The sequence below is a fragment of the Streptomyces sp. NPDC002057 genome (assembly GCF_040296665.1).
GTDB lineage: Bacteria > Actinomycetota > Actinomycetes > Streptomycetales > Streptomycetaceae > Streptomyces.
The window spans coordinates 20,613-43,078 of sequence record NZ_JBEOXR010000048.1; the positions used below are offsets into that span (position 1 = coordinate 20,613).

The window sequence follows — 22,466 nt, forward strand, 5'->3', positions numbered from 1 at the left end:
GCCGCCCGGACCGGGCCGGACCGGGCCTAAGCGGCGTGGTCCGGCCCGGTGGGGCGGACCGTTGCCGCGTCCTCCGGAGAACCTGAGGTTCCCCCGGTGTCGGCGGCGGGCGACGTACCGAAGTACACGCTGGTACCGGTGCGCACCAGGAGTCGGTCCAACGCCGCGGGCCGGTCGTCCAGATGCAGGCGCACCTGGGCTTCGGCGGTGCGGCGGCCGATCATCAACAGGATGCTGAGTCCCATGGAGTCGACCAGGCCGACCCCGCCGAAGCCCAGGTGCAGCTCGCGCAGGCGCGGCCGGCTGTCGAGCAGGTCGGTGACCTCGCTCAGGAGAAGGTCGGCGTTGTCGAAGTCGAGGTCTCCGACGAGCTCTATGCGTACGTCGTTCTCGGTGGCGACTGTGATCAGCCGCAGGTGGTCGGGGTGCGGCGTGGTCATCCAGTGTTCCCGGCGGCGGTGAAGTGATCGGTCGTGATGTCACCGGTGGCGAAGGGACCGGTGGTGAGTGCTTCCGTCCCGCGCTCGAGGATGCGCGTGGCTCGCGGAAAGTCCTTCAGCTCGCGGGCGAGAAGGCCGAGGGCCGGCAGCAGGCTCCGCGCGGGCACGTCCCTGGCGACGAGGATCCGCGCGGTCCACGTGATGAACCAGGTGAAGAGCGTCTCGTCGTCGAGGTAGAGCGCGGTGGCGAGGAACTCCACGATGTGCGCGAGGTCTTCGGCCGTGCGCTCGCGCTGGTGGTCGGTGTACCCGCGCATGGCGGGAAACGCGTCGTCCAGCGCCGTGAAGACAGCCCGCACCAGCGACGCTCGGTTACGGGTGACCAGGCTGTACTCCTGGTCGGCCAGGTGCGGCAGGTCGTCCAACTGCTGGTGCTCGACCCGGGGGCGCGGCAGCGGGCGCTGCGCCAGGCGGTCCGCCGCGGTACGGGCGTCCGGAGCCCACGCGTCCGCGCGGAGCAGGGTGGCGTACCGCCCCTCGGGCCCGAACGCGGCGCCGCCGACCAGAACGGGCACCCCGACGGCCTGGCACGCGGTGATCGCCGCGTGCGCCGCGGGCAGTCTCGTCGCGATCGAACCGGAGAGGGCCACCACGTCGGCCCGCGTGCGGTGGAGGTGCGCGATGAGATGCGGTGAGGGAACCTGAGCGCCCAGGAAGTCGACCTGCCAGCCCCGCAGCTTCAGCGTCTCGGCCAGCAGACGGGCGGGCAGGGCGTGCCATTCGCCGTCGACGCAGGCCACCGCGATCCTGCCCCGCGTCGGGGTGGTGCGGGCGGCGGTGTGGACGGCCAGGGCCGCGACGGCCCGTTCGTTGATGGCGGTGGCGGCATGCTCCTGGGCGACGCTGATCCGGTTGGCCGCCCACTCCTCGCCGACCCTGCCCTGCACGACGGCGATCACGTCCAGGAGTACGGACTCCGGATCGGTGCCCTCGTCCAGAGCACGCACCACCGTACCGGTGGCGGCGTACTCGTCGCCGACGGAGACGGCGTTCCACAGGGACTCCGCCAGCTGCTCACAGTGCTGCCTGCTCGGAAGGAGGGGCGGCGTACCGATGCTCATCCGGTGCACCTGCCCCGGGCCGCGTCCTTCACCGCACGCGGAGCGTGGGCCCGCGGCGCGGCGATCACGACGACGGCCATGTCGTCGTGCCGACGGCCGCCCAGCCACTCCGCGGCCAGCATGAGGACGTGCTCCACGATGCCCTCGGCGGGCATGCCCGCGCACCCGGCCAACGCGCGCGCGAGGCGCTCCTCACCGAACAGGACATCGCCCATCGGGCCGCCCTTGGCCTCGGTGATGCCGTCGGTGTACAGGACGCAGGACTCGCCGGGCGCCAGGGTGACAGCGGCGGTGTGGGCGGACACGCTGGGCATGGCTCCGACCAGCGTGCCGTGGGTGTCGGTCTCCTCCACGGTGCCGTCGGCGCGGATGATCAGCGGGGCCGGATGCCCACCACTGGTCAACTTGAGATCCACCTCGTCACCCCGGCGGACCGCCGAGGCGAGGACCAGCGTCGCGAACCGGGTGTGGTGCGAGTTCAGGAGCGCCTTGTTCAGCAGCCTCAGCATCCGTGAGTGGTCATCGGCGAGAGGCAGCAGCGCGTGCAGGGTGTTGCGGATCTTGCCCGTCAGCACGGCGGCCTCCAGGCCCTTGCCGCACACATCCCCCAGCGTGACGAGGGACGGCTCCCCTTCGACGGACGCGGGGTGCACGTCGTAGAAGTCGCCGCCGATCCGCTCGTGGTCCCCCGAGGGCCGGTAGCCGCCCGCGAAGTCCACCCCGGACACCTGACGCAGGGTCGGCGGCAGCAGATCCCGCATGAGGATCTCGCTGATCGCCGTCTGCTCCGCGTACAGGCGGGCGGCCGACATCGCCGCCCCCGAACGGGCGGCGAAGAGGCGGGCGAAGACCTCTTCCTCCTCGGTGAACGCTGCGCTCCTCGCCCTGCGCAGCAGGACCAGGGCGCCGGCCGGGACGCCGTGCCCGGGCAGCGGGGTGATCACCACCGAACCGACCGCCCCGAAGCCCTGCGGCACCATCCACTCGGGCGCCGCCGACGGGTCGATCCACCGGGAGGGCACGGGCGGGAACCCGCGCAGAGCCTCTCCCAGCCCCGGCACGTCGTCAGGGTTCACCGTCTGCTGCGACAGGACGGGGACACCGCCGCGCACACAGGTCACCACCGGGAGCCGGTGCCCCCTGGCCGGCGCGATGACCAGTGCGACATCGGCGAGGCTTTCGACTGCCATCTGCGCGGTCACGTCCATGCAGCGCCCCAGGTTGAGGGAGAACAGCAGGGTGTTGGACGCCTTCGCGAGGAACGCGGTCCGCTCCCGTTCCGTGCGCAGGTCTTCCCGGGCCTGCTGGCGATCGGTGACGTCGATCAGCCACCAGGCGACCGTGCCGTCGTCCCAGACACTGGGGTGCGCCTCGAAAGAACGGCCCTCGATCACCCCGGAGGGCGGAGCGGCCGACGTTCCCGGGTCCTGGGCGGGGATCCGGCGGCCGGCATGCGCCGCGGAGAGCCACCCCGGTGCCGCGTCCGCGAGGGACGTGCCGGGGGTCGCCCGTGGCAGGAGCGCTCCGGCGGCGTCGTTGCGCTGTATGACTGTGCCCCTGGCGTCAGCTACCAGAACGGGGTACGGGGCACGGCCCCAGGGAGAGTTCTGCTCTGCTTCTGCGACGGTGCGCGCTCTGGATACAGCCAAAATGTCTAGGACTCGCTGTGCGAATCCCTCACCTCACCTATAGAAGGGAATGTTGCCTTCGGTCAACCATCCCTCAGGCCGCCAACCGCTGGCAACCTGCCCACTTCCCGTCCGCCGGATCGGCACAGATGTGAAGGTGACGTGACGTCCGGCAGGGCCGGGTGGCCTCCAGCGCGCTGTGGGCCGGACGTACGGCCAGGTGAGGGAGACGGGCATGCCGTACGGGGAGAGGTTCGGCGAGAGGTTCGGGGAGAGAGGGCCGCAGGGCCGCGCGGTTCGTCCGACGGCCACGACCGGGCCGCAGGTGGAGCGGAGTACGGAGGATGAGAGCGGCCGCGCCGGGCAGGAGGGCAACGTGGCATCGAACACTCAACGCACGCACCTGAGCAGCTCGGGAATCCGCGCCGGCGGGCGACTGGGACGAGCGCGCTCGTACCTGCGCGACACCGCCGTACGCCTCTGGAACGACAACATCGCCGACTACGCGGCAGCCCTCACTTATTACGCGGTGCTCGCGCTGGTGCCCGCCCTGCTCGTCCCCGTCTCCCTGGTGGGCATGGCCGGGGCCGACACCCGCGAGCGCCTGATCCTCGACCTCACCTCGTACGCGCCTCCGCAGTCGGCCCAAGTGCTCCGCGACGCTCTGGAGGGCCTCACCTCGGAGCCGTCCTCCCTGTGGGTCCTGCTCGTCAGCGGCGTCCTGAGCGCACTGTGGTCGGCCTCCAGTTACCTGGCGGTCTTCCGCCGGGCCCTGCACGCGATGCACAGGCTGCCCGACACGCGGCCGCCCCTGCGGGCGGCCCACGTCCTCGTCCTCACCGCCGGTGTCCTGCTGGCCCTGTTGGTCGCGGGCGCCGCCAGCCTCGTCGCCACGGGTCCCGTGGCCCGCCGGATCGCCGTGGCGGCCGGATACTCCGGCACGGGCGCCATGGACGTCCTGCGGTGGCCGGTGCTTCTGCTCATCGTCACCGCTCTGATCCTCATCCTCTACCGGACCGGGCCCGCTCAAGCGCGCGGAAAGTGGAAGGGGTTCCCGGGGGGCGCCCTGGCGGCGTTCCTGTGGCTCGGTGCCTCCGTGCTCTTCACCGTCTACACGCAGTTCGGGACCTACAGCCGTCTCTACGGTTCGCTGGCGGGGATCGTCGTCTTCCTCGTGTGGCTGTGGTTCACCAACCTGGCGCTGCTCGCCGGCGCGCAGTTCAACGCGGTGTCCGCAGGGACCGGGGCTCCTTCGGTCCCGCGCCCGGAGCACCGGAGCACCGCGTCCGTCTCCTCCGGGAACCCGTGAGCCGCGCTGCCGCCGGGGACGGGCTGCTGACGTGGGTCGGGAAGCCGATCGACGGGTCGCACGGCGGCAGGGTGACCAAGGCCGATCGGCTCTACCCGGCCTCCGTCTCCGCACGGGTGCAGAGGTCGCCGACGGGACAGGCGTCACAGCCCTTCTCGTCGACGTACCCGGTGGCCTCGGCCGCCGCGAAGAGCTCACGCGCGTGGTCGGGGCCGTTCACGTCGATGTGCCGTCCGTACTCCTCCGGGTCCGGGGTCTCGGATTGCGAGCGGCAAGCGCGCAGGAAGAGGACGGCGCCCGCGACATCGAGGGGAACGTCGTTCCATACGCCGTCGGGTACGCAGACGGATCCGCCGGCCCGGACCTGGAGCGGTACCTCGTGGGCGGCACCGGGAGGGTTCGGTTCTCGGAGGGTGTGCAGGCGGGGGACGCGGGGGCGGCGGGGCTTGCCGGGCTTGTTCCTGCCCATGGGATTCCTGTCGTCGTGGGAAGGGGTTCCAGGAAGTAGAACGCCGCTCCCGCGATTCCGTGACACATCCCGCCGCGAGCGGTCCCGTACGGGCCGGGAACGTCCGCCGAAGCGGCCGGGGGTCAGCCGGTGGTCGTGCCGCTCGCCGTCGTCCCGACGGTGGTGAAGATCCGGTCCAGGTGGTGGCGGAGTACGGCGATGGCGGATTCCGGCCCCCGCTGGCCCACCAGGACGCTGGTGCCCAGGGTCGCTGCCATCGCGAGCAGGCTGATCGCCTCCATGCGGCAGTCGATGTCGGGATCGGCCGATCCCGACGCCTGGGCACGTGCGATGAGGCCCGCGACCGCGTTCTCCGCGGCGTCGGGGTTGTCGATGAACGGCTGGGCTGCCAGCGCCTCGTCGGTCACGGACAGGATCGAGTACGAGGTGTAGACGAGGTGGAAGGTACGGCTCTCCTCGTCGATCGGGAGCGAGGCCAGCAGCAGTGCCTCGGTCGTCGCGCGGGGACCCGGGTCCGGGCCCGCGGCGGCGAGGCGGAGGGTGACGCGCTCGGTGAAGCGACGGGTCAGGTGCTGGAGCCCGTAGTAGAGGAGCTTCTCCTTGGTCTCGAAGTAGTACTGCACGAGCCGCAGTGACACGCCCGCTTCCGCCGCCACGTCCCGCATGCCGACGGCGTGCAGCCCCCGCCGCCCCGCGACTCGGATGAGTGCCTCGGCGATCTGGGTGCGCCGTTCCTCGTGATCCACGCGCTTCGGCATGTGCTGGTGTCTCCGCCCCTCGATGGGTGCTTCGTGGCGGGCCTTCCCCGGCCGCCTTCATGGTACCGCTGTATCAACGTCATGGTACGGTCGTATCACGATGAACGGATCTTCCCGGAGGTGCTCCGTGCCCGAGAACGCGACCCGTGTCCGCCGTGATGTCGGCCGCTACGTCAACGACGCCCTGCGCGACCGCTACCTCGCCGCCGGCGACGTCCTCTACGCGATGGGGGCACCCATACGCTCCGAGACCGACGTCGAGACCAGCTTCGGCACCACCCACGTCTACCGGTACGGCCCCCAGGACCCCGCGGCCGAATCCCGCACCCCGATCGTCCTGATCCACGGCGCCGGATACTCATCGGCCATGTGGTACCCGAACACCCCCGGACTCAGCGCCGACCGTCCCGTCTACGCTCTCGACACCCCCGGCGACGCCGGACGAAGCGTCCACCGCGCACCCATGTGGCAGCCCGAGCGAGCCGCCCAGTGGATGGACGAGGCACTCGACGCGCTCGGCCTCGACCGGGTCCACCTCATCGGCTCCTCCTACGGAGGCTGGCTGGTGCTCAACCAGGCCCACCGCCGCCCCGGACGCCTCGCCTCCGTCACCGCCCTCGACCCGGGCGGCCTGGAAAGGGTGGGGCTGCGCTTCTTCGCCTGGGTGTTCGCCGGACTGTTCGCCACCCTCGCGCCCAAGGCGCTGCGCCCGCGCCTCGCGGCCTGGCTCGACCAGCCGGTCCTCGCCGTCCCCGAGATGCTCACATGGATCCAACTCGGCGCCCGCGCGTACCGGATCCGCCGCCCCGCACCCCTGCCACTCGCCGAGGACGCGCTGCGCTCCATCCGGACCCCGCTCTACGTCATCATGGGCAAGCACAGCCTGCTCGTGCACCCGAAGCGCCAGCTGGAGCGGGTGCCACGCCTCGTGGCCGGGGCCCGGGCCGAGATCATCGCCGCGACGGGTCACGGACCGCAGATCGACCACCCCGAAGTCGTCAACGCCCGGATGCTCGACTTCATGGCGGACGTCGACGCCCTCGACTCCACCGCGGCCGACGCGTAGAAGCGTCGGGCAGCACGTATGTGTGCGTCGGATGCGGCGCCGAGTCCGTCGTCAGATGCAGTACCACCGCAAAGGGGTCTCGTGTGTTCATAGCCGGAGAGAGCGAGTTCGACCCCGAGGAGGTGGCCGGCCTCTACGCGTCGGTCGGCTGGGAGGGCTACACCGGCGACGTCGACAAGCTCTGCCGCGGCCTGCTGAACTCGCATCTCGTCATCACCGCACGGGACGCTTCGGGAACACTCCTCGGACTGGCCCGGACCATCTCGGACGACGAGCACATCTGTTACGTCCAGGACGTCGTGGTCCACCCCGCCCATCACAGGCAGGGCATTGGCCGGGCGTTGGTCGAGCACCTCATGCCCCGCTACTCGCACTGCCGCTTCTTCCTCCTGTCCACGGACCACGAGGCGTCTCCGGAAGGCAGGCGCAACCACGCGTTCTACCGGAGCCTGGGCTTCTTGTCGTACGAGGAGAAGGAGATGGCGGGCTTCGGGCTGCCCAGAAACCGCCCGGACCTCCGTGGCAGTGGCTCCGTACAACCCTTCGGGTCCCTCGGAGGTCCAACGAGACACCGAGATCCTTTTTGGGGGGACTGTGGGAAGAAATACACGTAAGGCCCTGGTGGTGACGACGGCCCTGACCGTCGTCACCACCGTCGGCGCGACGGCGGCGACGGCGGCACCGACTCCGCCGGTCACCGCCACCGCCGCCGCCGCGACCGGGACGGTCGTACAGGAGGGCGGTCCGCTGGTGGTGGCCTCCGGCGAGGAGGGGGCGGTGACCACGCGGGTGAAGGTCGCGCTCTCGCACTACACGGGCGGCAGGATGAAGGCGCGTCTGCTCCTCCCGACACAACCCTACGAGGCCGGCAACGAACGGCCCTCGTACGACACCGTCACTTCCACCTGTGCCGTCGACGGAGGTGCCTTCCAGCCCTGCTCGTGGGACAGCCCGTACAACGTGGCCCCGCTCCCGGAGGTCTCCACCCAGGCCGGGGAGTCGACCACGTTGGCGTACGACATCCGCGTCGACGCCACCACCTCCGCGGCCTTTCTCGGTACGGTCACGGCCACCCTCGAAGTGACCGACGAGGCCGGGAGGGTCACCGACCGCGGCCCCGTCTCCTTCCGGTTCGTCAAGGGCACCCCGGAGGCGTACCTGCGGACGACGGTGCTCGCCCGCGACACGTCCGGCGTGCTCTGGCAGTACGAGAGTTCGGGCCGCGCCGACAAGCCCCTGAAGGCCCGCGCCCGCATCGGCGGTGGCTGGAACGCCTACACGGCGATCGTGCCCGTCACGAACCGGAACGCGGCGGGCCAAGGCGACCTCATGGCCCGCGACAAGGACGGCGTCCTCTGGTACTACGAGGGCTCGGGCAACACGGCCGCCCCCTTCAAGCCGCGCGCGCGGGTGGGCGGCGGCTGGAACCAGTACACCGCCCTCACCGGCCACGCGACCGGGCTGCTGGCGCGGGACAGGTCGGGGAAGGTCTGGCGGTACGCGTTCACCGGCGCCGACGACCCGGCGTACGCGCTCGAAGGCCGGAGGGACATGGGTGACGGCTGGAACATCTACACCGCCATCGCGGGACAGGCGCAGGGCTACGACCCGGTGGCGCGGGACAAGGACGGCGTCCTGTGGGCGTACGCCTCGCGCTTCCCGGGCTTCTACCCGCGTACGCGCGTGGGCGGAGGCTGGAACGCCTACAACTCCCTGGCCTGGACCGGGACACTGACGGGCTCGGGTGCCAACCTCATCGCCCGTGACGCGTCCGGCAAGCTCTGGGCGTACGACAGCGTCTACCGCGACTCCCGCCTCGTACCGGTCTCGACCCGCAAGCAGATCGGCTACGGCTGGGGCATCTACAACACGATCCTCTGACCCGGCACGGCCACGATGCCGCGCGGGGGCCGGCGCCCGTGGCGTCGGCACGCGGACGCGGTGGCCGCTCGGCAGCCACGAAGGAGCCCGCCCGCCCCATGGTCGGGGCGGGCGGGCTCGGTGGCCGTACCAGGGGTTACTTCAGGCCGTTGCTGATCGCGTTCACGAGTTCGCCGTCGACGGTGTCGCCGTTGAACTCCCAGAAGAACGCGCCGCCCAGGCCCTGGTTCTTGGCCCACGCCATCTTGGTGCCGACGGTCGCGGGGGTGTCGTAGCTCCACCAGTTGGTGCCGCAGTGGGCGTACGCCGTGCCCGCGATCGTTCCGGTGGCCGGGCAGGTGGTCTTCAGGACCTTGTAGTACTGGTTGCCCGGCTCGACGCCGGCCGCGGGGCCGGTGGCGGTGCCGCCGGGGGCGGACTGGGTGACACCGGTCCAGCCGCGGCCGTAGAAGCCGATGCCGAGCAGCAGCTTGGAGGCCGGAACGCCCTTGGCCTTCAGCTTGGCGATCGCGTCCGCCGAGTTGAAGCCCTGCGCGGGGATGCCGGGGTACGAGGTCAGCGGGGAGTGCGGGGCCGTCGGGCCCTGCGCGGCCCAGGTGCCGAAGTAGTCGTAGGTCATCACGTCGTACCAGTTGACGTACTGCGCCGCGCCGCCGTAGTCGGCCGCGTCGAGCTTGCCGCCGTTGGAGCCGTCGGCGGTGATGGCCGCGGTGAGCAGGTTGTTCGGGCCGAACTTGGCACGCATGGCCTGCATCATGTTCTTGATCGAGGCCGGGCCGCTGGTGTCACAGGTCAGACCGCAGGCGTTCGGGTACTCCCAGTCCAGGTCGATGCCGTCGAAGACGTCGGCCCAGCGCGGGTCCTCGACCAGGTCGTAGCAGGACTGGGCGAAGGCGGTCGGGTTCTGCACGGCCTGGCCGAAGCCGCCGGACCAGGTCCAGCCGCCGAAGGACCACAGCACCTTGATGTGCGGGTACTGCGCCTTCAGCTTGCGCAGCTGGTTGAAGTGACCGCTCAGCGGCTGGTCCCACACGTCGGCGACGCCGTCGACGGACTGGGCGGCCGTGTAGGACTTCTGGTAGTCCTCGTAGGGGTCGCCGATGGTGCACTTGCCGTTCTGCACGTTGCCGAAGGCGTAGTTGATGTGCGTGATCTTCGAGGCGGAGCCCGAGGTCACCAGGTTCTTCACCGTGTAGCTGCCCCAGTTGGTGAAGTAGCCCAGGTTGATCTTGCCGCTGCCGCCGGGGTTCTCGCCGCCACCGCCTCCGGTGGTGCGGACCGCCGTCGTGGCGGAGGCCGGGCCGGTCTGGTCGGCGGTGTCGCGGGCGACCACGGTGTAGCTGTAGTCGGTGCCGGCGGTCAGGCCGGTGTTGGTGTACGTGGTGCCGGTGACCGTGGCGACGGTGGCGCCGTCGCGCTTGACGTCGTAGTTCTTGACGCCCTTGTCGTCCGTGGCGGCTGCCCAGGACAGCTTCACCGAGGTGTCGGTGATGTCGCTCGCGGTGGGCTTGCCCGGGGAGGAGGGGGCGTTGTCACCAGGGGTGGTGCCGCCGTCGCAGGAGGCGCCGTTGAGCTTGCAGCCGGTGGGCGCACCGGTGCCGGTGCCGTTGAAGCCGAAGGAGACGGACGCGCCGGGGGCGAGGGTGCCGTTCCAGCCCAGGTTCTTTGCGGTCCAGTGGTTCACGGAGTTGGTGACGGTGGCGTCCCAGGCGGAGGTGACCTTGGTGCTCGCGGGGAAGTCCCACTCGACGGTCCAGGACGTGAGCGTGGTGGTGCCGGTGTTCTTCACCGTCCACCTGCCCTCGAAGCCGGAGCCCCAATCGGAGGCCTTGGCGTAGGTGGCGGTGGCCGAGGCGGCGGCTTCCGCGGGGGCGGCGAGGCCGACCATGGCGGCCAGCGGGAGGAGGAGCGCGGTGGCGCCCGCGAGGGCCTTGGACCGCTTGTTCGGGGTGATGCTCAGAGCCGATCTGATGCGGCGCTGTCGCGTCTCAGTGCTCAAGGATGCTCCTCGGGTGAGGTTCGGCGGGCAGGGGTGGTCCCTGGCCTGTCAACCCTGCGTGTCCCTGAGTGCGTGGTGTCCTTCCTCGGCACCCACCGCAGTGTCCCCGCGACCCTAGGAAGGACTAGACCAATCGTCAAGAGGTCTGGACCAAAAGGCTGTTGGGTGCTAGAGCTTTTCCCTCGGGTCGTCGGATCGTCGGTCCGGAGCCGTGGTTGACCGGCAGCCGGCCGTCGTAGCTGATGCGCGAAGGTCCCGGGCGTGCTCCCGGTGCGGTTCTCGGAGCGCCCATGCCCGCCAGGGCCAGGAACCGTTCCACCGGCCGAGGGGCGCTAGTCCTCCCCCGGAGGACCGGACGCGCCCTCAGGGCGTGCCCAGGGCTCGTCGAGGACCGCCAAGGACGGCGGATGCACCAGTGCTCCGGGCAGCCGGGGGTGCGGGACGAGAATGCCCGCGCCCGTCAGGCGAGCGAGGGCGGCGCCCTGCGGGTGAGGCCTCGGGCGGGCGGGATCGACTGAGGCGGCGGAGACAGGAGGGACGGCGGAGACGGCGGGCGAGGACCGCAGACCTTCGAGGACCGCCATCGCGGCTGGGTCGTCGGCGACCTGTGCGGCGGCCCGGGCGAGCAGGGCGTCGTAGCGCACGATGCCGGCCGTGCGATGTCGGGCCGTCTCGGTGACGGCACGCGCGAAGAGGGAACCCCAGACCGCCCACCGGCCCTCGGCCGCGGCGACGAGCGCCTCGTCGTGCTCCAGGCGGTGGGCGTGCGTCCAGCCCTCCAGGTCCAGCAACAGCCCCGGAACCAGCCCGGCCGCCAGCAGGTCGCACTGGGCGAGCAGCCGGGCGGTGCGCCCGTTGCCGTCGGCGAACGGATGGATCGTCAGGAGCCGGGCCATGGAGAGCGCGGCCGCGTCGAGCGCCGGCGAGGTGGTGCGTACGGCCCAGCGGTACCAGCGTTCGACATGGCCGTGCAGATCCCGGCCCGGCGTCACCGCGATGGTGAAGACCCGGCCGTCGGCCCAGGTGACCGATGCCGTCGACCGGCGCAGACCCCCGGGACCGGGAATGCTGGGGTCTCCGGCGACGAGCAGCGTGTGGAGTTCGCTGAGCGCGTCCGGGGTGAAGCAGGGTCTGCGGCCGGGTCGTTCCGCGACCTCCGCGCGGGTGGAGGCGGCGGCCAGCAACTCGACAGCCGCCCGCTGCTCGGCCGCCGCGGCGATCTGCGCCGTGACGCGATGGTGGGGGGTCCGGGCCAGGTGGCGGCTGTGCACGGCCGTGCGGAACCGGGGGCGGTGGAAGAGGTCGGGGTTGTCCAGGTGCCGCCGCGCGGCGTCGGAGAGTTCGGCCAGCGCGGCGGTCGCCGCGGCTCGCTCCGGTGGCGGAACCACTTGCGCGTCCAGCGGTGGTACGACAGGGGCGACCTGTCGTACCACCGTGCCCGGAGGGCGTGGAGTCATCAGCACCACCGGCTGGTGATCTTGCCCGTCGGCCTGACCACCTCCACGTACTCCGTGGTTCTGTAGCCCATCCAGTTGGTGGAGGTGACGGCGTAGGTGAACGTCTGGTACTCGACGTACAGGGTCCAGGACTGTCCGGGCTGGAGGGTGACGTCCACGCCCCACGACTGCTCGATCACGGTGTTCAGCTGAGCGCCCAGTGAAGCGGAGAGCACCTCGGCGGCGTTGGCGGAGATGTTGGCGCTGACCTGGTAGGAGATCTGGTACTTGGCGTTGGTGTTGATGCGTACGGGCATGCTGTTCTCGTTGCGGTAGCAGTTCTGCGCCACCTCCTTCTTGGCGCCCGCCTGGACCGTCACGGCGCCGTTGGACGGGGCACCGCTGTCGTAGCCCCAGGACACCGGGGGAGTGGTGGGGTTCATCGGCTCCGGAGGGCGGGTCGCCTTACCGTCGACGACGACCTGAGGAAGGGTGGGATGCGCCGGCATGCCGACGGACCCGCCGCCCATGTCGATGTCGCCGGACGAACCGCCGCCGTCGGAGCCGCCCCCGCCTCCAGGGAAGCCGCCGGGGTCGCCCCACGGGTCGTCCTCCGGCCAGGGGTACTCCTCGTCGTCACGGTCGTCGCAGTTCGACTGGTTGTCCTCGCAGGCGTAGGCGGTGTACGGAGCGGTCACCGCAGGTAAGACGGTCAGGACGGTCGCGCCGAGGGTGGCGGCGACCATCATCTGGCGGAGCTTCACGGTTCCTCCGGTCGAGTGGGTTCAGCGAACGGCCCGAAGCCTGTCAGGCCACCGGGCCGCCCCACATCCGTGGAAACACGTAAACCTCACCCCGACCATGGCCCCCGTACCCTCCTCGACGCGCACGCGCCCCGCTACAACCGATGGCCGGCGAAGAAGGTCCCCACCCGGCGCCGTACCTGAGCGGCAGTCACCATCGGATCGCCGGTGCCGATCAGGGCGGCTCGCGCCGCCGGCGTGACGAGACCGGCGGTATGGAGCCGCGCGACGAGCGAGCCGTAGTCGGTGAACGCCCAGTGGCTCGCGTCGGCGAGCAGCGCGCGCTGACCGGGAAGGCCCGCCCAGGAGGCCTCGACCCGGGCGGCGCCCTCGAACCCATCGGTGCGGAACAGCAGCAGCGGCCGGTCGAAGCGGTTCGGCGTCGGGTACAGGTCGAGAGAGCCCTCCAGGTTCACCACCGCGCCGACCCGGCGGTCGCCAAGGGCCGCGTACACGGCCGCCGTTCCGCCTGCGGAGTGCCCGTACAACCCGATCCGGCAAGAGTCCATGACCCGTGCAAGCGGCAGCTCACCGAGCCGGTCCAGGACCGAACGAAGGTCCGCGATCCGCGTGTCCACCATGGTGCGGAAGGTCACCGGATCCGGCGGTCCGGTCAGGACGGTCGTACGCATCCCGCTCGGCAACTCCACCTGAGAGGCATCCCCGGGGTGGTCGACGAGAACGACGACCCGGCCGTGGCTCGCGAGCTCCTCCGCGAGGCTGGTGCCCAGCGTGCGGGAGTCACCGCCACCGGGCGAGTACACCAGCACCGGCCGCCGCCCGGGCAGCGGGGGCGCACCCACGTATCCGTGGGTGAGGACCGCTCCCCAATCCACCACCCCCGGCTCGGGCAGCCCCGGGCGCATGAGCGGCGCGTACTCGGCGAACACCCCTGCCTCGGCAGGGGTGAGCTGCGGAGCACGGGAGAAGCCGCGTACGGATCGGGCCGGATACAGGACGGTCAGCATCAGCTCCCTCACGCCGCCCACCCAAGGGTCGGTACGGCCGGGGTCCGCCAGATGGACCGTCCGGATGCCCACGGGGTACGGGCCGGCAGGCGGGGGCAGCCGGAGGACCGGACCGCCGGAGGCGGACGCGGCCGTGGGCAGCAGGGCGGCAGCGCTCCCGAACAGGCTGCCCTTGAGAAGAGTGCGTCGAGAAGTCATGCGAGCATCCTCGGAGCGGGTGCTGCCACTATGCGAAGCTTCAGGTCCTGACCGAAAGGCTGGCCCAGGACGAGGAGGTGTGAGAGTGCTGCGCATCCACTTCACCGCGACGGACTTCGCCCGGATCCGCTTCGCACCCCGCCCGGCGCCACTCCAGGAGCTGCACGCGGCGCTGACGACTGTCGTGACCCGGCGCGGCGGGCCGCTGTTCGCACCCTGGCGCGGCCGCGTGCTGCGATCCCTCCCGACCGCCAGTGAACCGCTCGCCGACCTGGTTCCGGCGGGCCGCCCGCCCTCCTTCCTCGACGTCCTCGGCGACACCATGGCCGACGGATTCACGCTGATCCGCACCACCAGCCCCGGGCTCGTCCGATCCGCACTGGAGCAGGTCTACGAGGCGGTGCCCGCGCCCGACTGGATCCGCGGCCTCCACGCGGGCGACGAGACGGCCTGGCGCACCCTGCACCGCGCCCAGCAGACGGCGTACGAGACGGTGCTCGCCCCCGTCTGGTCCGTCGTACAGGATCTGCACCGCGAAGAGTTCACCCGCTACGCCCTGGCTGCCGCCGAGCACGGAGTGGCCGCCACGCTGCCCGGCCTGGCGCCTGGCAGCCGGCTCCACGAGGGGGTGTGGGAATGGCCCGGGGCGGCGCCGTCCCGCGATGTCTTCCTCGACGGGCGCGGGCTGCTTCTGCTGCCCACCTTCCACCACCCGGCGGGCCCTCTCCTCCAGGACACCCCGGGCCGTCCCGTGGTCCTGACCTACCCGGCCGGCTCCGGGCTTCCACCCACCGAGGGGCGACCCCTCGCTCCCGCAGAGGCCCTGGCCGCCGTCCTGGGCCGCACCCGGCTGGACGCCCTGCGCCTCCTCGCCGAGCCGCACACCACGACATCCCTGGCCCGCGCCCTCCGCGTCAGCAACGCGACGGCCTCGTCCCACGCGGCGGCGCTCAGATCGGCGGGCATGGCGACGACGACCCGCACGGGCCGCTCTGTCACCCACCGGCGCACGGCCCTCGGCACTCTGGTCGCGGGCTCCGGGGCGCCGCCTGGGCGCGACTTCGCAGAGGGAACGTCGGCGCAGCGGAGGTGACGGCGCAGCGCTGGTGGGCCGCCCCGGGGGAGGGCCATGAGGTGGTGGCCGACGGAGGGATTCGGCGGCCGTACTCTCTCGGATGAGTGACGGGGTGAAGCCGGCCCAGCCCTGTCGGATCAGGTCGCTGAACAGCGCCTTCGAGTAAACCCGTTCGACCGGCACGCACGGTGAGAGGAATCATGGGCGAGTGACGTCCACCGAAGCAGCGGCAATCGCTCTACAGGACTGTGCGGCCCTCTGGAGCGCGGGCGAGATCCGTGCCAGCGAGGTCGTCGACGCGGCCTGTGACGCGCTCGTCGCCGGACTCGACTCCCCCGGCCTCCGCGTCCTCGCCGCCCGCACACGCGCCGAGGCGGACTACGACGTCCACGACTTGCTTCCCACCGCACTCGACGAACTCGGCCTCGTTTTCCATCCGCTCGCCAGCGGGACCGGCCAGGAAGCCGCCGCCCGAGCCCTCGCACGCCGCATGCTCGCCGGCCGGCTCACACCCCGGGAATTCACCTTCTGGATCCACCAGCGCTTCGGACACGAACTGCCCCTGACCGAACGGCTCGCCGAACTCGACGACGAGTACGACATCCTCGAGTACGGCGACAGAGCTGTGAGCCAGGTCGATGTCGAGGTCATGGCAGAAGCCCACCGCCTCGCAGCCCACCCCACGGTTGCCGCCGAACCGACAGGGACCCCCGGTGGTGATAGAGGGGAGTAGCCCGCGCGACGACAGTCGCGCCGGGCGGCCTCCGGCGAGGCTACCGGTCGGAGGGGCCGGTTGAAGCGCAGAGGCATGAGCAGCTCAACACAGGACGCGGTGACCCCGCCCCCGACTCGGTCCCGCCCCTGACCCGACCTCGACCTCGACCTCGGCCTAGCCCTCGACCCGGTCTCCGGCTCCGACCACGGACACGCCCCGCGTCGCCGGGGGCAGTGCCCTGATCCGACCTCGGCGCGATGCGTCCCCGCTCCGTCGGGTCGCTCGTACAACCGCTGGGCGCCTTCGCGTGTCTGACCGGGCGAGCACGCGCCGTGCCCGGTTCTTTGAGGAGATCAGTCTTGTACCACCGTTCGCCCCGCCGTCGCCTGGCGGCCGCCGTGGCCGCCGTCCTCGCGGTCACCGCCGGTACGCTCGCCACCGGCGGCCCGCCCGCACTCGCAGCGGCGGCCGCCGGGGCCGCGACGACCGACAGTGTCCTCGCGCTGGCACCCGGAGCCTCGCTCGTCTCCGCCGGCGCGGAGGGGTTCATCACCAGCGTCCCGGACCACAGCGACGGCACCGACACGTTCCGCTGGACTCCCTACGCGGGCGGAGCCTCCCGCGACCTGCGCATCGACGTGATAGGTAAACGGGTCTCGGTGACCGGCGACAGGATCGCCGTGCTCTCCGACAGCGCCTCCTTCCCGGTCACGGACATGGCGACCGGAACCTCGTTCACCGTACGGAAGACGTCCGGAGACGCCGTCGAGGACTTCCGCTACCTCGGCGGCGCCGGAAAGGCCGTCTTCACGGGGACGCACGCCAACGGCGAACAGCGACTGCGGCTGCACACCAAGGAGGGGGAGAGCCGTCTCGTCACCGACGTTCCGGAGGGAGGGAGCGTCTTCGACCAGGTGCAGCCGGGGACGTCCACGGAGGCCCTCGTCCGGTACCGGGGGCCCTTCGGTCGCACGCTGGGGCTGGTCGACCTCGCGACCGCCAGGCTCACGCCGGAGCCGCACATCGTCCCGTGGAACTCGTACACCCTCGACGCCGCCGCCTCAGCCACCTACGTGGCCTGGCTCGTGGCCGAGAACGGGACCGTGCGTGCGATGGTCCGCAACCGGGAGACGCGAGGCACCGGAGAGGTCGTCCTGGGCGAGACGCAGACGCCCGGGCAGATCGACATCTCGCTGATCGGCGACTGGCTCGTCCATGGTGAGCGCTGGCGGTCGCAGCCCGCGGCTCTCCGGGGCCTGACGGCCCACAACCTGATCACCGGCGAGAAGATCAGACTCCTCGACGACCTGGTCGGCAGCAGTGACGCCTCTGACGGCAGTCTGCTGGTCCACGGCAGCGTGAGCACCGAGCCACGTGCCCTCCACCGGGTCTCGCTCGGGGCGAACGGCAAGCCGGTCGTCTCGCTCGTCGCACGGACGAAGAACCCCAACGCCGTCCTGCACGACTTCAACGCCGACGGGACCGCGGACCTGCTGGCCCGGGACGCCTCCGGCGGGCTCTGGGCGGACGGCGGCAGGGACGGCGCACCGAGGGCGAGGATCGGCGGCGGCTGGCAGATCTACGACAGGGTCGAGTCCGTCGGGGACGTCGCGGGCTCCGCTCACGCAGACCTCGTCGCCCGGGACAGGGCCGGCGTCCTCTGGCTCTACCAGGGCGCCACCACCACGTACTTCGCCGCCGGGCGCTCCAGGATCGGCGGCGGCTGGCAGACGTACGACAAGTTCACAGGCGGTGCCGACCTCACCGGCGACGGTCGCCCCGATCTCGTCGCGGTCGACAAGACCGGCGGCCTGTACCTCTACAGGGCCACCGGATCCGCCACCGCCCCCTTCGCCGCGCGCAAGAAGGTCGGCACCGGCTGGGGCGTCTACAACCAGCTCACCGCCGTCGGCGACGTCGCCGGAGGCCCCGCGGGAGACCTCGTCGCCCGCGACTCCTCCGGCACCCTGTGGCTCTACCTCGGCAGGGGCGACGGCAGCTACGAGGCCCGGAAGAGGATCGGCGGCGGCTGGGGCGTCTACTCCGAGCTCGTCGGCGCCGGGGACGTCGACCACGACGGCAAGGCGGACCTCCTCGCCTACAGCTCGTCGGAGAAGACGGTCCACCTGTACTCCGGCACCGGGAACTGGCGGGCGCCGTTCAAGGCCCGGGCGAAGACCGACATGCACGGTGGCGGGGCCTCGTACAACCACGTCGCCTGACGGGCGTACGCTCCGGCGGGCCCGGGTGGTCCGCCGGAGCGAAGGACCGGCGGCTTCGTACGCGAACCCCTGTGCGCCCCGGCGGGAGACGACCCCACCGCGGTCGTCGGCCGGTGCTGACGGGGGAAGCCGGATCACCGCCCGATCGGGGTCTCAGCGCTGGGGCACAGCGACGTACGCCTCCTTGGGCGTGGCGGTCGGCTTGAAGCGGTGTGCGGCGGACGCGGTCGGGGTCAGATCCCGGTGGATCACCTTGGACACGGCCTGGATCGTGTTCACGCCGTAGCTCATCGAGCTGTTGCCGTCGGTGAGCACGGTGATCGTGTAGTCGTGGCCGCCGCCCTTGAACGCGCCGATGCTGTGTACGCGCCAGCCGCGCGTGGCGCGCTGCAGCCAGCCGTTCTTGACGTGCACGGACACGGAGGAGGGCGCGCCGGCGGGCGTCCCCCACTTCTGCGAGGTGACGACGTTCCCCATGAGCTTGAGGATGTAGGCGCGGGAGTTGTCACTCAGGACGGTGTTCTTCGCGCTGATCAGCGAGAGCAGCCGCTGCTCGTCGGTGACGTTGATCCGGGTGAGCCCCCAGTAGCCGCCGGACCCCGGCACCGTCCGCGTCATGCCCGCGGCGGCCAGGAAGCCCTTCACCTTGGTGACGCCGAGCTGGTTCCACAGAGAGGTGGTGGCCGCGTTGTCGGACTTGGTGATCATGGCGGTCGCGAGCGTGGTCTCGCGCGAGGTCAGAAGCCGGTTGGTCTTCTTGGCGTCCCACAGGAGTGTGGCGAGGACGGTCACCTTCACGACGCTGGCCGAGTCGTACGAGACCGTGGCGCGCAGGGTGCAGGTGGTGTTCGTGGTGCGGTCGTGCAGGCCGACGGCGACGGTACCGCTGCGCGTGGCGAGGGCGGCGGTGATGTCCTTCTGGAGCTTGGCAGCGAGCCCGGCCTTGCCCGACGTACAGCTGACCTGCGGCGCGGTGGCTGCGGAAGCGGGCGCCGCGCCCGCGACGACGGGCACGAGTATCCCGGCCGCAGCCACGGCCGGAAGCACCCGGGCGCGCAGCGATATGTGGTGATTCATGAGGATCCCCCTGGAAATGAAACGAACACGCCTACGGCGCACACTCGCCTTACATGACTCTTGAGCGTGCGGATGGTTGTACGAATTTATCGAAGTCGGAGGATCGGTCCCCCGGGGGCCTGACGCCCCGCGAAAGGCCGGCCTGTTGGCCCCGCGCCCCGGCCGACGGGCGTACGCCCGCGAGGAGCGCTTGAAGAGAAGTATTCGTTGTCCTTCCCGCCCCCTGAGGGCACAAGATGGTGCGCATGACTTTGGCCACCCCCGTACTGCACACCGCCCGTCTGCGACTGCGGCCTTTCACCGATGCCGACGCGAAGCCCCTCTTCGCGCTGCACAGCAACACCCACGTGATGCGCTACTGGGACTCCCCGCCCTGGACCGAACCCGCCCGCGCCGATCGCTTCATCGCGATATGCGGGGAGATCGCGGACGAAGGCACCGGGGCACGGGTGGCCATCGACCGTGCCTCTGACGGTGCCTTCGTCGGCTGGTGCGGTCTGACCGGATGGGACCCGGACTTCCGCAGTGCGTCGTTGGGCTACTGCCTCGACGACGCGATGTGGGGCCACGGCTACGCGACGGAGGCCGCGCACGCCTTGCTGCGGTGGGCATTCGACGCCCTGGACCTGAACAGGGTCCAGGCCGAGGCCGACACACGCAACGAGGCATCCGCCCGGGTGTTGGAGAAGGTCGGATTCGTGCGTGAAGGGACGTTGCGGGAGGACTGCGTCGTGAACGGCGAGGTATCCGACTCGTGGGTGTTCGGTCTGCTCAGGCGAGAGTGGCATCCGTCGACCGTGCCGGCCGCAGGCCGCTGAGAGGTCGGTCTGCTCGTCCGAGAGAGGGCCGGGCGAGCTCGTTCGACAGAGCCATGGCCCGGCTCAAGACCTGGGCGGGTCGGCCGGTCTACGCGTCCCCATCCTGCGGTACGGACAGCAGCGCTTCCAGGGCCGCGCGAGCCTCCGCGACGCGCGACTTCCACTCGTCGCCCCGCAAGGCGGTGAGATCCCATTCGGCCACGGGCTCTGCGCCGCTGACGCAGAAGCCGTAGACCTGCTGGGCCACCTTGTCGGTGAGAAGCTCGTCGTATCGGAACGACCCCTCGAACGCCGCCCAGGCGACTGCCTGCGCGCCTTCACAGACCCGGCGGAGGGCTGCTCGCGTGTACGCGCTGAGATCGAGCGAGGTGTCCTCGAAGTCCAGGTCGTACGAGATGAGACCGACCCGCGCGATGGCCTCCGGCGGATCCACCAACGGGAACGGCAGCACACTGTCGGGAATGAGCCCAGCGAGATGGAAAGCCTCGTGCGGCAGCGGTGTGCTGCCGGCACCGAGGGCGAACAGGTTCACCGAGGCCGGACCTCTCCAGCAGAGCGCCTCCTGAATACCGCCGGCCGTCACCCTACGTTCCCTTCTGTCTGTCTCGCGCCCCCGCGTTTCGCTGGGCAACTCCAGGGACCGTCTCATGGATCGAGCCCGGTCCGCGCACCGCCCGGCGGAGCGTCAGTGTCCTTCCGTCAGGCTCCGGTCGAGGACACCCACGAGCCGCGCCCCCGAACGGTCCGTCCCGCGGCGCCCCCGCTTCGCACCTGCCGAGGCCTTCTCCAGTCGCAGGCGCGCCGTGCGCCCACGCAGCGTCAGCGTCATCAACTGATTGCCGAACCACGGTCCGCCGGAGCGCTCCCAACGGACCGCCGGCCTCGCGATCCGGCCATGACGGGCCAGGAGATGACCGATTCCCTTGGCGAACCGGCTCCAGCCGAACCGGAACGCGACCCGCATGGCCGCGGGCACCGAGTTGTGCAGGGGCGAGCAGGTGAACTGGTAGACGCGGGAGCGTGGCTGTCCCTCGGCCCAGACGGGCTCCGCCACATACGCGTGGTGTACGTCCCCGGAGAGCACACACACGGTTGCCGGCGCTGTGTCGGCCCTCCCCACCTCGGCGACCGTCTCCGTCAGCCTCTCGAACGACGACGTGAACGCCGCCCAGTGCTCCAGGTCGGCGCGCCGGCGCAGCCACTCGCCGAAGCGCGCCCAGCGTGGCCCGCGCTCACCCCGGCACAGCGCCGCGTGCCAGCTCTCGGCGAAGTGGACCATGGGGGGCAGCAGCCAGGGGAGCGAGGTTCCGACCAGGAGGTGGTCGACGCCGCCAGGGTTGTCGAAGGCCTGCGTCCTCAGCCAGGCTGCTTCCTCGGCGTCCAGCATCGCCCGGTGCTGCTCCTCCAGGACCCGTGCGGCCCGGGTGTCGACCATCAGCAGCCGAGTGCGGCCGAAGTCCCTGCGGTAGCTCCAGCGCACGGTCGCCGGGTCGGCGTCGGCGCGTTCGGCGAACGCGCGCAGCACCTCGGTGCCGTCGTCCGCCGCCACGACCGCCGCGTACAACTTGTCCTCGGCGAGCTCGGCGGGGGACAGGTTCCCGAGATGCTGGTAGACCCAGTACGACATCAGACCGCCGGTGATCCGCTCGTGCCACCACGGCGTCGCGCGCATGTCGGCCACCCAGGCGGCGCTGGTGTTCCAGTCGTCGATGACGTCGTGATCGTCGAAGATCATGCAGGTCGGTACGGTCGAGAGCAGCCACCGCAGTTCGGGATCGCCCCAGGACTCGTCGTAGAGGTGGGTGTACTCCTCGTAGTCGGCGACCTGGTCCGGTGGGGCGGCGGAGCCGGTGCCCCGCCGATGCCGGGCGATCCAGGCACGGGTGTCGGCGGACGTCTCGTCCGCGTACACCTGGTCGCCAAGGAGGAGGAGAACGTCCGGACGCTCGGCCTCCGGGTCGGCGGCGAGCCGGGCGGAGAGGGTGTCGAGGACGTCGGGGCCCACCGGATCGGATTTGCCCGCGGCGGGTGCCGCCCACCGGCACGAGCCGAAGGCGACCACCGCGTCCGTCGCCGGGACCGACGGCGTGTGGATGGTGCTGGGCGGCTGGGGCGAGTCCGCGAGGGGCCACACCCGTTCGCCGTCGAGCAGCACCTCGTACGGTGTGGCGGACCCGGGGGCGAGACCCGTCACGACCACTAGGGCGTAGTGGTGGCCGGAGACGGAGAAGGTGGGAGCCGAACCACCGGCACCGTCCGGGCATCGGACCTCTGCCGTGCACGCCCGGTCGGTCTCGACCCATACCGTCGCGCTCGTGCCCGACTCCCAGTCCACGTGTCGCAGGAGCGGGCCCAGCCTCAGACCGGCCATCGAGAGTCCCTTCCGGCGCTCCGCACGGTACGGATCGGCCGCTCTGTACGGTACTCAACTACGCGGGAAACAGCGCCGTCGCGACGCCCGGAGGCACCCGGCGGAGCGGGGG

The 22,466-nt window shown here is 71.2% G+C and carries 20 protein-coding genes; 8 read left to right on the top strand and 12 right to left on the bottom strand.

The window, feature by feature from the left end; genetic code table 11:
* Positions 1 to 26: 26 nt before the first annotated feature.
* Genes ABT129_RS29210 through ABT129_RS29220 form a run of 3 tightly spaced genes read right to left on the bottom strand, consistent with a single transcriptional unit; the run spans position 27 to position 3,135 of the window.
* A complete protein-coding gene (locus ABT129_RS29210; RefSeq protein ID WP_351907557.1) occupies positions 27 to 440 on the bottom strand; it encodes an STAS domain-containing protein in 414 nt (137 codons plus the stop codon).
* A complete protein-coding gene (locus ABT129_RS29215; RefSeq protein WP_351907559.1) occupies positions 437 to 1,561 on the bottom strand; it encodes a cobalamin B12-binding domain-containing protein in 1,125 nt (374 codons plus the stop codon). Before ABT129_RS29215 ends, ABT129_RS29210 begins: the two co-directional genes overlap by 4 nt.
* Positions 1,558 to 3,135, bottom strand: a complete 1,578-nt coding sequence (locus tag ABT129_RS29220; protein WP_502981952.1) for a PP2C family protein-serine/threonine phosphatase — start codon at positions 3,133 to 3,135, stop codon at positions 1,558 to 1,560. Before ABT129_RS29220 ends, ABT129_RS29215 begins: the two co-directional genes overlap by 4 nt.
* Positions 3,136 to 3,565: 430 nt before the next feature.
* On the opposite strand from ABT129_RS29220, the gene ABT129_RS29225 reads away from it, so the two are divergent.
* Complete coding sequence (locus tag ABT129_RS29225; RefSeq protein ID WP_351907561.1) at positions 3,566 to 4,498, top strand: YihY/virulence factor BrkB family protein; 933 nt, start codon at positions 3,566 to 3,568, stop codon at positions 4,496 to 4,498.
* Positions 4,499 to 4,589: 91 nt separating this feature from the next.
* Here ABT129_RS29225 and ABT129_RS29230 read toward each other — a convergent pair whose 3' ends face one another.
* Both ABT129_RS29230 and ABT129_RS29235 read right to left on the bottom strand, forming a co-directional pair.
* A complete protein-coding gene (locus ABT129_RS29230) occupies positions 4,590 to 4,967 on the bottom strand; it encodes a hypothetical protein (RefSeq protein WP_351907563.1) in 378 nt (125 codons plus the stop codon).
* A gap of 122 nt (positions 4,968 to 5,089) precedes the next feature.
* Positions 5,090 to 5,725, bottom strand: a complete 636-nt coding sequence (locus ABT129_RS29235; RefSeq protein ID WP_351907565.1) for a TetR/AcrR family transcriptional regulator — start codon at positions 5,723 to 5,725, stop codon at positions 5,090 to 5,092.
* A gap of 127 nt (positions 5,726 to 5,852) precedes the next feature.
* On the opposite strand from ABT129_RS29235, the gene ABT129_RS29240 reads away from it, so the two are divergent.
* From ABT129_RS29240 to ABT129_RS29250, 3 genes are all read left to right on the top strand, one after another.
* Positions 5,853 to 6,791, top strand: a complete 939-nt coding sequence (locus tag ABT129_RS29240) for an alpha/beta fold hydrolase (RefSeq protein ID WP_351907567.1) — start codon at positions 5,853 to 5,855, stop codon at positions 6,789 to 6,791.
* 83 nt (positions 6,792 to 6,874) lie between these two features.
* The gene (locus tag ABT129_RS29245; protein WP_351907569.1) at positions 6,875 to 7,405 is read left to right on the top strand and encodes a GNAT family N-acetyltransferase; all 531 of its coding nucleotides are present in this window, start codon (positions 6,875 to 6,877) and stop codon (positions 7,403 to 7,405) included.
* A gap of 10 nt (positions 7,406 to 7,415) precedes the next feature.
* The gene (locus ABT129_RS29250; protein ID WP_351907571.1) at positions 7,416 to 8,672 is read left to right on the top strand and encodes a hypothetical protein; all 1,257 of its coding nucleotides are present in this window, start codon (positions 7,416 to 7,418) and stop codon (positions 8,670 to 8,672) included.
* A 136-nt stretch (positions 8,673 to 8,808) separates the two neighbouring features.
* On the opposite strand, the gene ABT129_RS29255 is transcribed toward ABT129_RS29250, so the two are convergent.
* The 4 genes from ABT129_RS29255 to ABT129_RS29270 all read right to left on the bottom strand — a co-directional run bounded on the left by ABT129_RS29255 (position 8,809) and on the right by ABT129_RS29270 (position 14,076).
* Positions 8,809 to 10,671, bottom strand: coding sequence for a glycosyl hydrolase family 18 protein (locus ABT129_RS29255; protein WP_351907573.1), 1,863 nt, complete (start codon positions 10,669 to 10,671; stop codon positions 8,809 to 8,811).
* 332 nt (positions 10,672 to 11,003) lie between these two features.
* Positions 11,004 to 12,059, bottom strand: a complete 1,056-nt coding sequence (locus ABT129_RS29260) for a Fic family protein (RefSeq protein WP_351907575.1) — start codon at positions 12,057 to 12,059, stop codon at positions 11,004 to 11,006.
* Positions 12,060 to 12,127: 68 nt separating this feature from the next.
* The gene (locus ABT129_RS29265) at positions 12,128 to 12,871 is read right to left on the bottom strand and encodes a DUF6426 family protein (RefSeq protein ID WP_351907576.1); all 744 of its coding nucleotides are present in this window, start codon (positions 12,869 to 12,871) and stop codon (positions 12,128 to 12,130) included.
* Positions 12,872 to 13,005: 134 nt separating this feature from the next.
* On the bottom strand, positions 13,006 to 14,076 hold the full coding sequence (locus ABT129_RS29270; RefSeq protein WP_351907578.1) for an alpha/beta hydrolase family protein: 1,071 nt from the start codon (positions 14,074 to 14,076) through the stop codon (positions 13,006 to 13,008).
* A gap of 85 nt (positions 14,077 to 14,161) precedes the next feature.
* Here ABT129_RS29270 and ABT129_RS29275 point away from each other — a divergent pair, with 85 nt between their 5' ends.
* The 3 genes from ABT129_RS29275 to ABT129_RS29285 all read left to right on the top strand — a co-directional run bounded on the left by ABT129_RS29275 (position 14,162) and on the right by ABT129_RS29285 (position 18,088).
* Positions 14,162 to 15,169 carry an ArsR/SmtB family transcription factor gene (locus ABT129_RS29275; protein ID WP_351907580.1) on the top strand — a complete coding sequence of 336 codons (1,008 nt, stop codon included), beginning with the start codon at positions 14,162 to 14,164 and terminating at the stop codon, positions 15,167 to 15,169.
* 190 nt (positions 15,170 to 15,359) lie between these two features.
* Positions 15,360 to 15,884: a hypothetical protein gene (locus ABT129_RS29280; protein ID WP_351907582.1), complete on the top strand. Its 525-nt coding sequence runs from the start codon at positions 15,360 to 15,362 to the stop codon at positions 15,882 to 15,884.
* Positions 15,885 to 16,225: 341 nt separating this feature from the next.
* Entirely contained in the window at positions 16,226 to 18,088 is a 1,863-nt protein-coding gene (locus ABT129_RS29285; RefSeq protein WP_351907584.1) for an FG-GAP repeat domain-containing protein, read from the top strand.
* Positions 18,089 to 18,241: 153 nt separating this feature from the next.
* Here ABT129_RS29285 and ABT129_RS29290 read toward each other — a convergent pair whose 3' ends face one another.
* On the bottom strand, positions 18,242 to 19,165 hold the full coding sequence (locus tag ABT129_RS29290; RefSeq protein WP_351907586.1) for a serine hydrolase: 924 nt from the start codon (positions 19,163 to 19,165) through the stop codon (positions 18,242 to 18,244).
* Between the two features lie 245 nt (positions 19,166 to 19,410).
* Here ABT129_RS29290 and ABT129_RS29295 point away from each other — a divergent pair, with 245 nt between their 5' ends.
* A complete protein-coding gene (locus ABT129_RS29295) occupies positions 19,411 to 19,983 on the top strand; it encodes a GNAT family N-acetyltransferase (protein WP_351907588.1) in 573 nt (190 codons plus the stop codon).
* A gap of 88 nt (positions 19,984 to 20,071) precedes the next feature.
* Here the strand turns inward: ABT129_RS29295 and ABT129_RS29300 are convergent, their stop codons facing one another.
* Both ABT129_RS29300 and ABT129_RS29305 read right to left on the bottom strand, forming a co-directional pair.
* Positions 20,072 to 20,515: a hypothetical protein gene (locus ABT129_RS29300; RefSeq protein WP_351907590.1), complete on the bottom strand. Its 444-nt coding sequence runs from the start codon at positions 20,513 to 20,515 to the stop codon at positions 20,072 to 20,074.
* A 153-nt stretch (positions 20,516 to 20,668) separates the two neighbouring features.
* A complete protein-coding gene (locus ABT129_RS29305) occupies positions 20,669 to 22,354 on the bottom strand; it encodes an alkaline phosphatase D family protein (RefSeq protein ID WP_351907592.1) in 1,686 nt (561 codons plus the stop codon).
* Between the last annotated feature and the right edge of the window lie 112 nt (positions 22,355 to 22,466).

Excerpts from the sequence above, each read along its gene's own strand:
- ABT129_RS29230 (WP_351907563.1), bottom strand. The coding sequence starts at position 4,967 with ATGGGCAGGAACAAGCCCGGCAAGCCCCGCCGCCCCCGCGTCCCCCGC.
- ABT129_RS29295 (WP_351907588.1), top strand. The coding sequence starts at position 19,411 with ATGACTTTGGCCACCCCCGTACTGCACACCGCCCGTCTGCGACTGCGG.
- ABT129_RS29270 (WP_351907578.1), bottom strand. The coding sequence starts at position 14,076 with ATGACTTCTCGACGCACTCTTCTCAAGGGCAGCCTGTTCGGGAGCGCT.
- ABT129_RS29305 (WP_351907592.1), bottom strand. The coding sequence starts at position 22,354 with ATGGCCGGTCTGAGGCTGGGCCCGCTCCTGCGACACGTGGACTGGGAG.
- ABT129_RS29210 (WP_351907557.1), bottom strand. The coding sequence starts at position 440 with ATGACCACGCCGCACCCCGACCACCTGCGGCTGATCACAGTCGCCACC.
- ABT129_RS29235 (WP_351907565.1), bottom strand. The coding sequence starts at position 5,725 with ATGCCGAAGCGCGTGGATCACGAGGAACGGCGCACCCAGATCGCCGAG.
- ABT129_RS29215 (WP_351907559.1), bottom strand. The coding sequence starts at position 1,561 with ATGAGCATCGGTACGCCGCCCCTCCTTCCGAGCAGGCAGCACTGTGAG.
- ABT129_RS29290 (WP_351907586.1), bottom strand. The coding sequence starts at position 19,165 with ATGAATCACCACATATCGCTGCGCGCCCGGGTGCTTCCGGCCGTGGCT.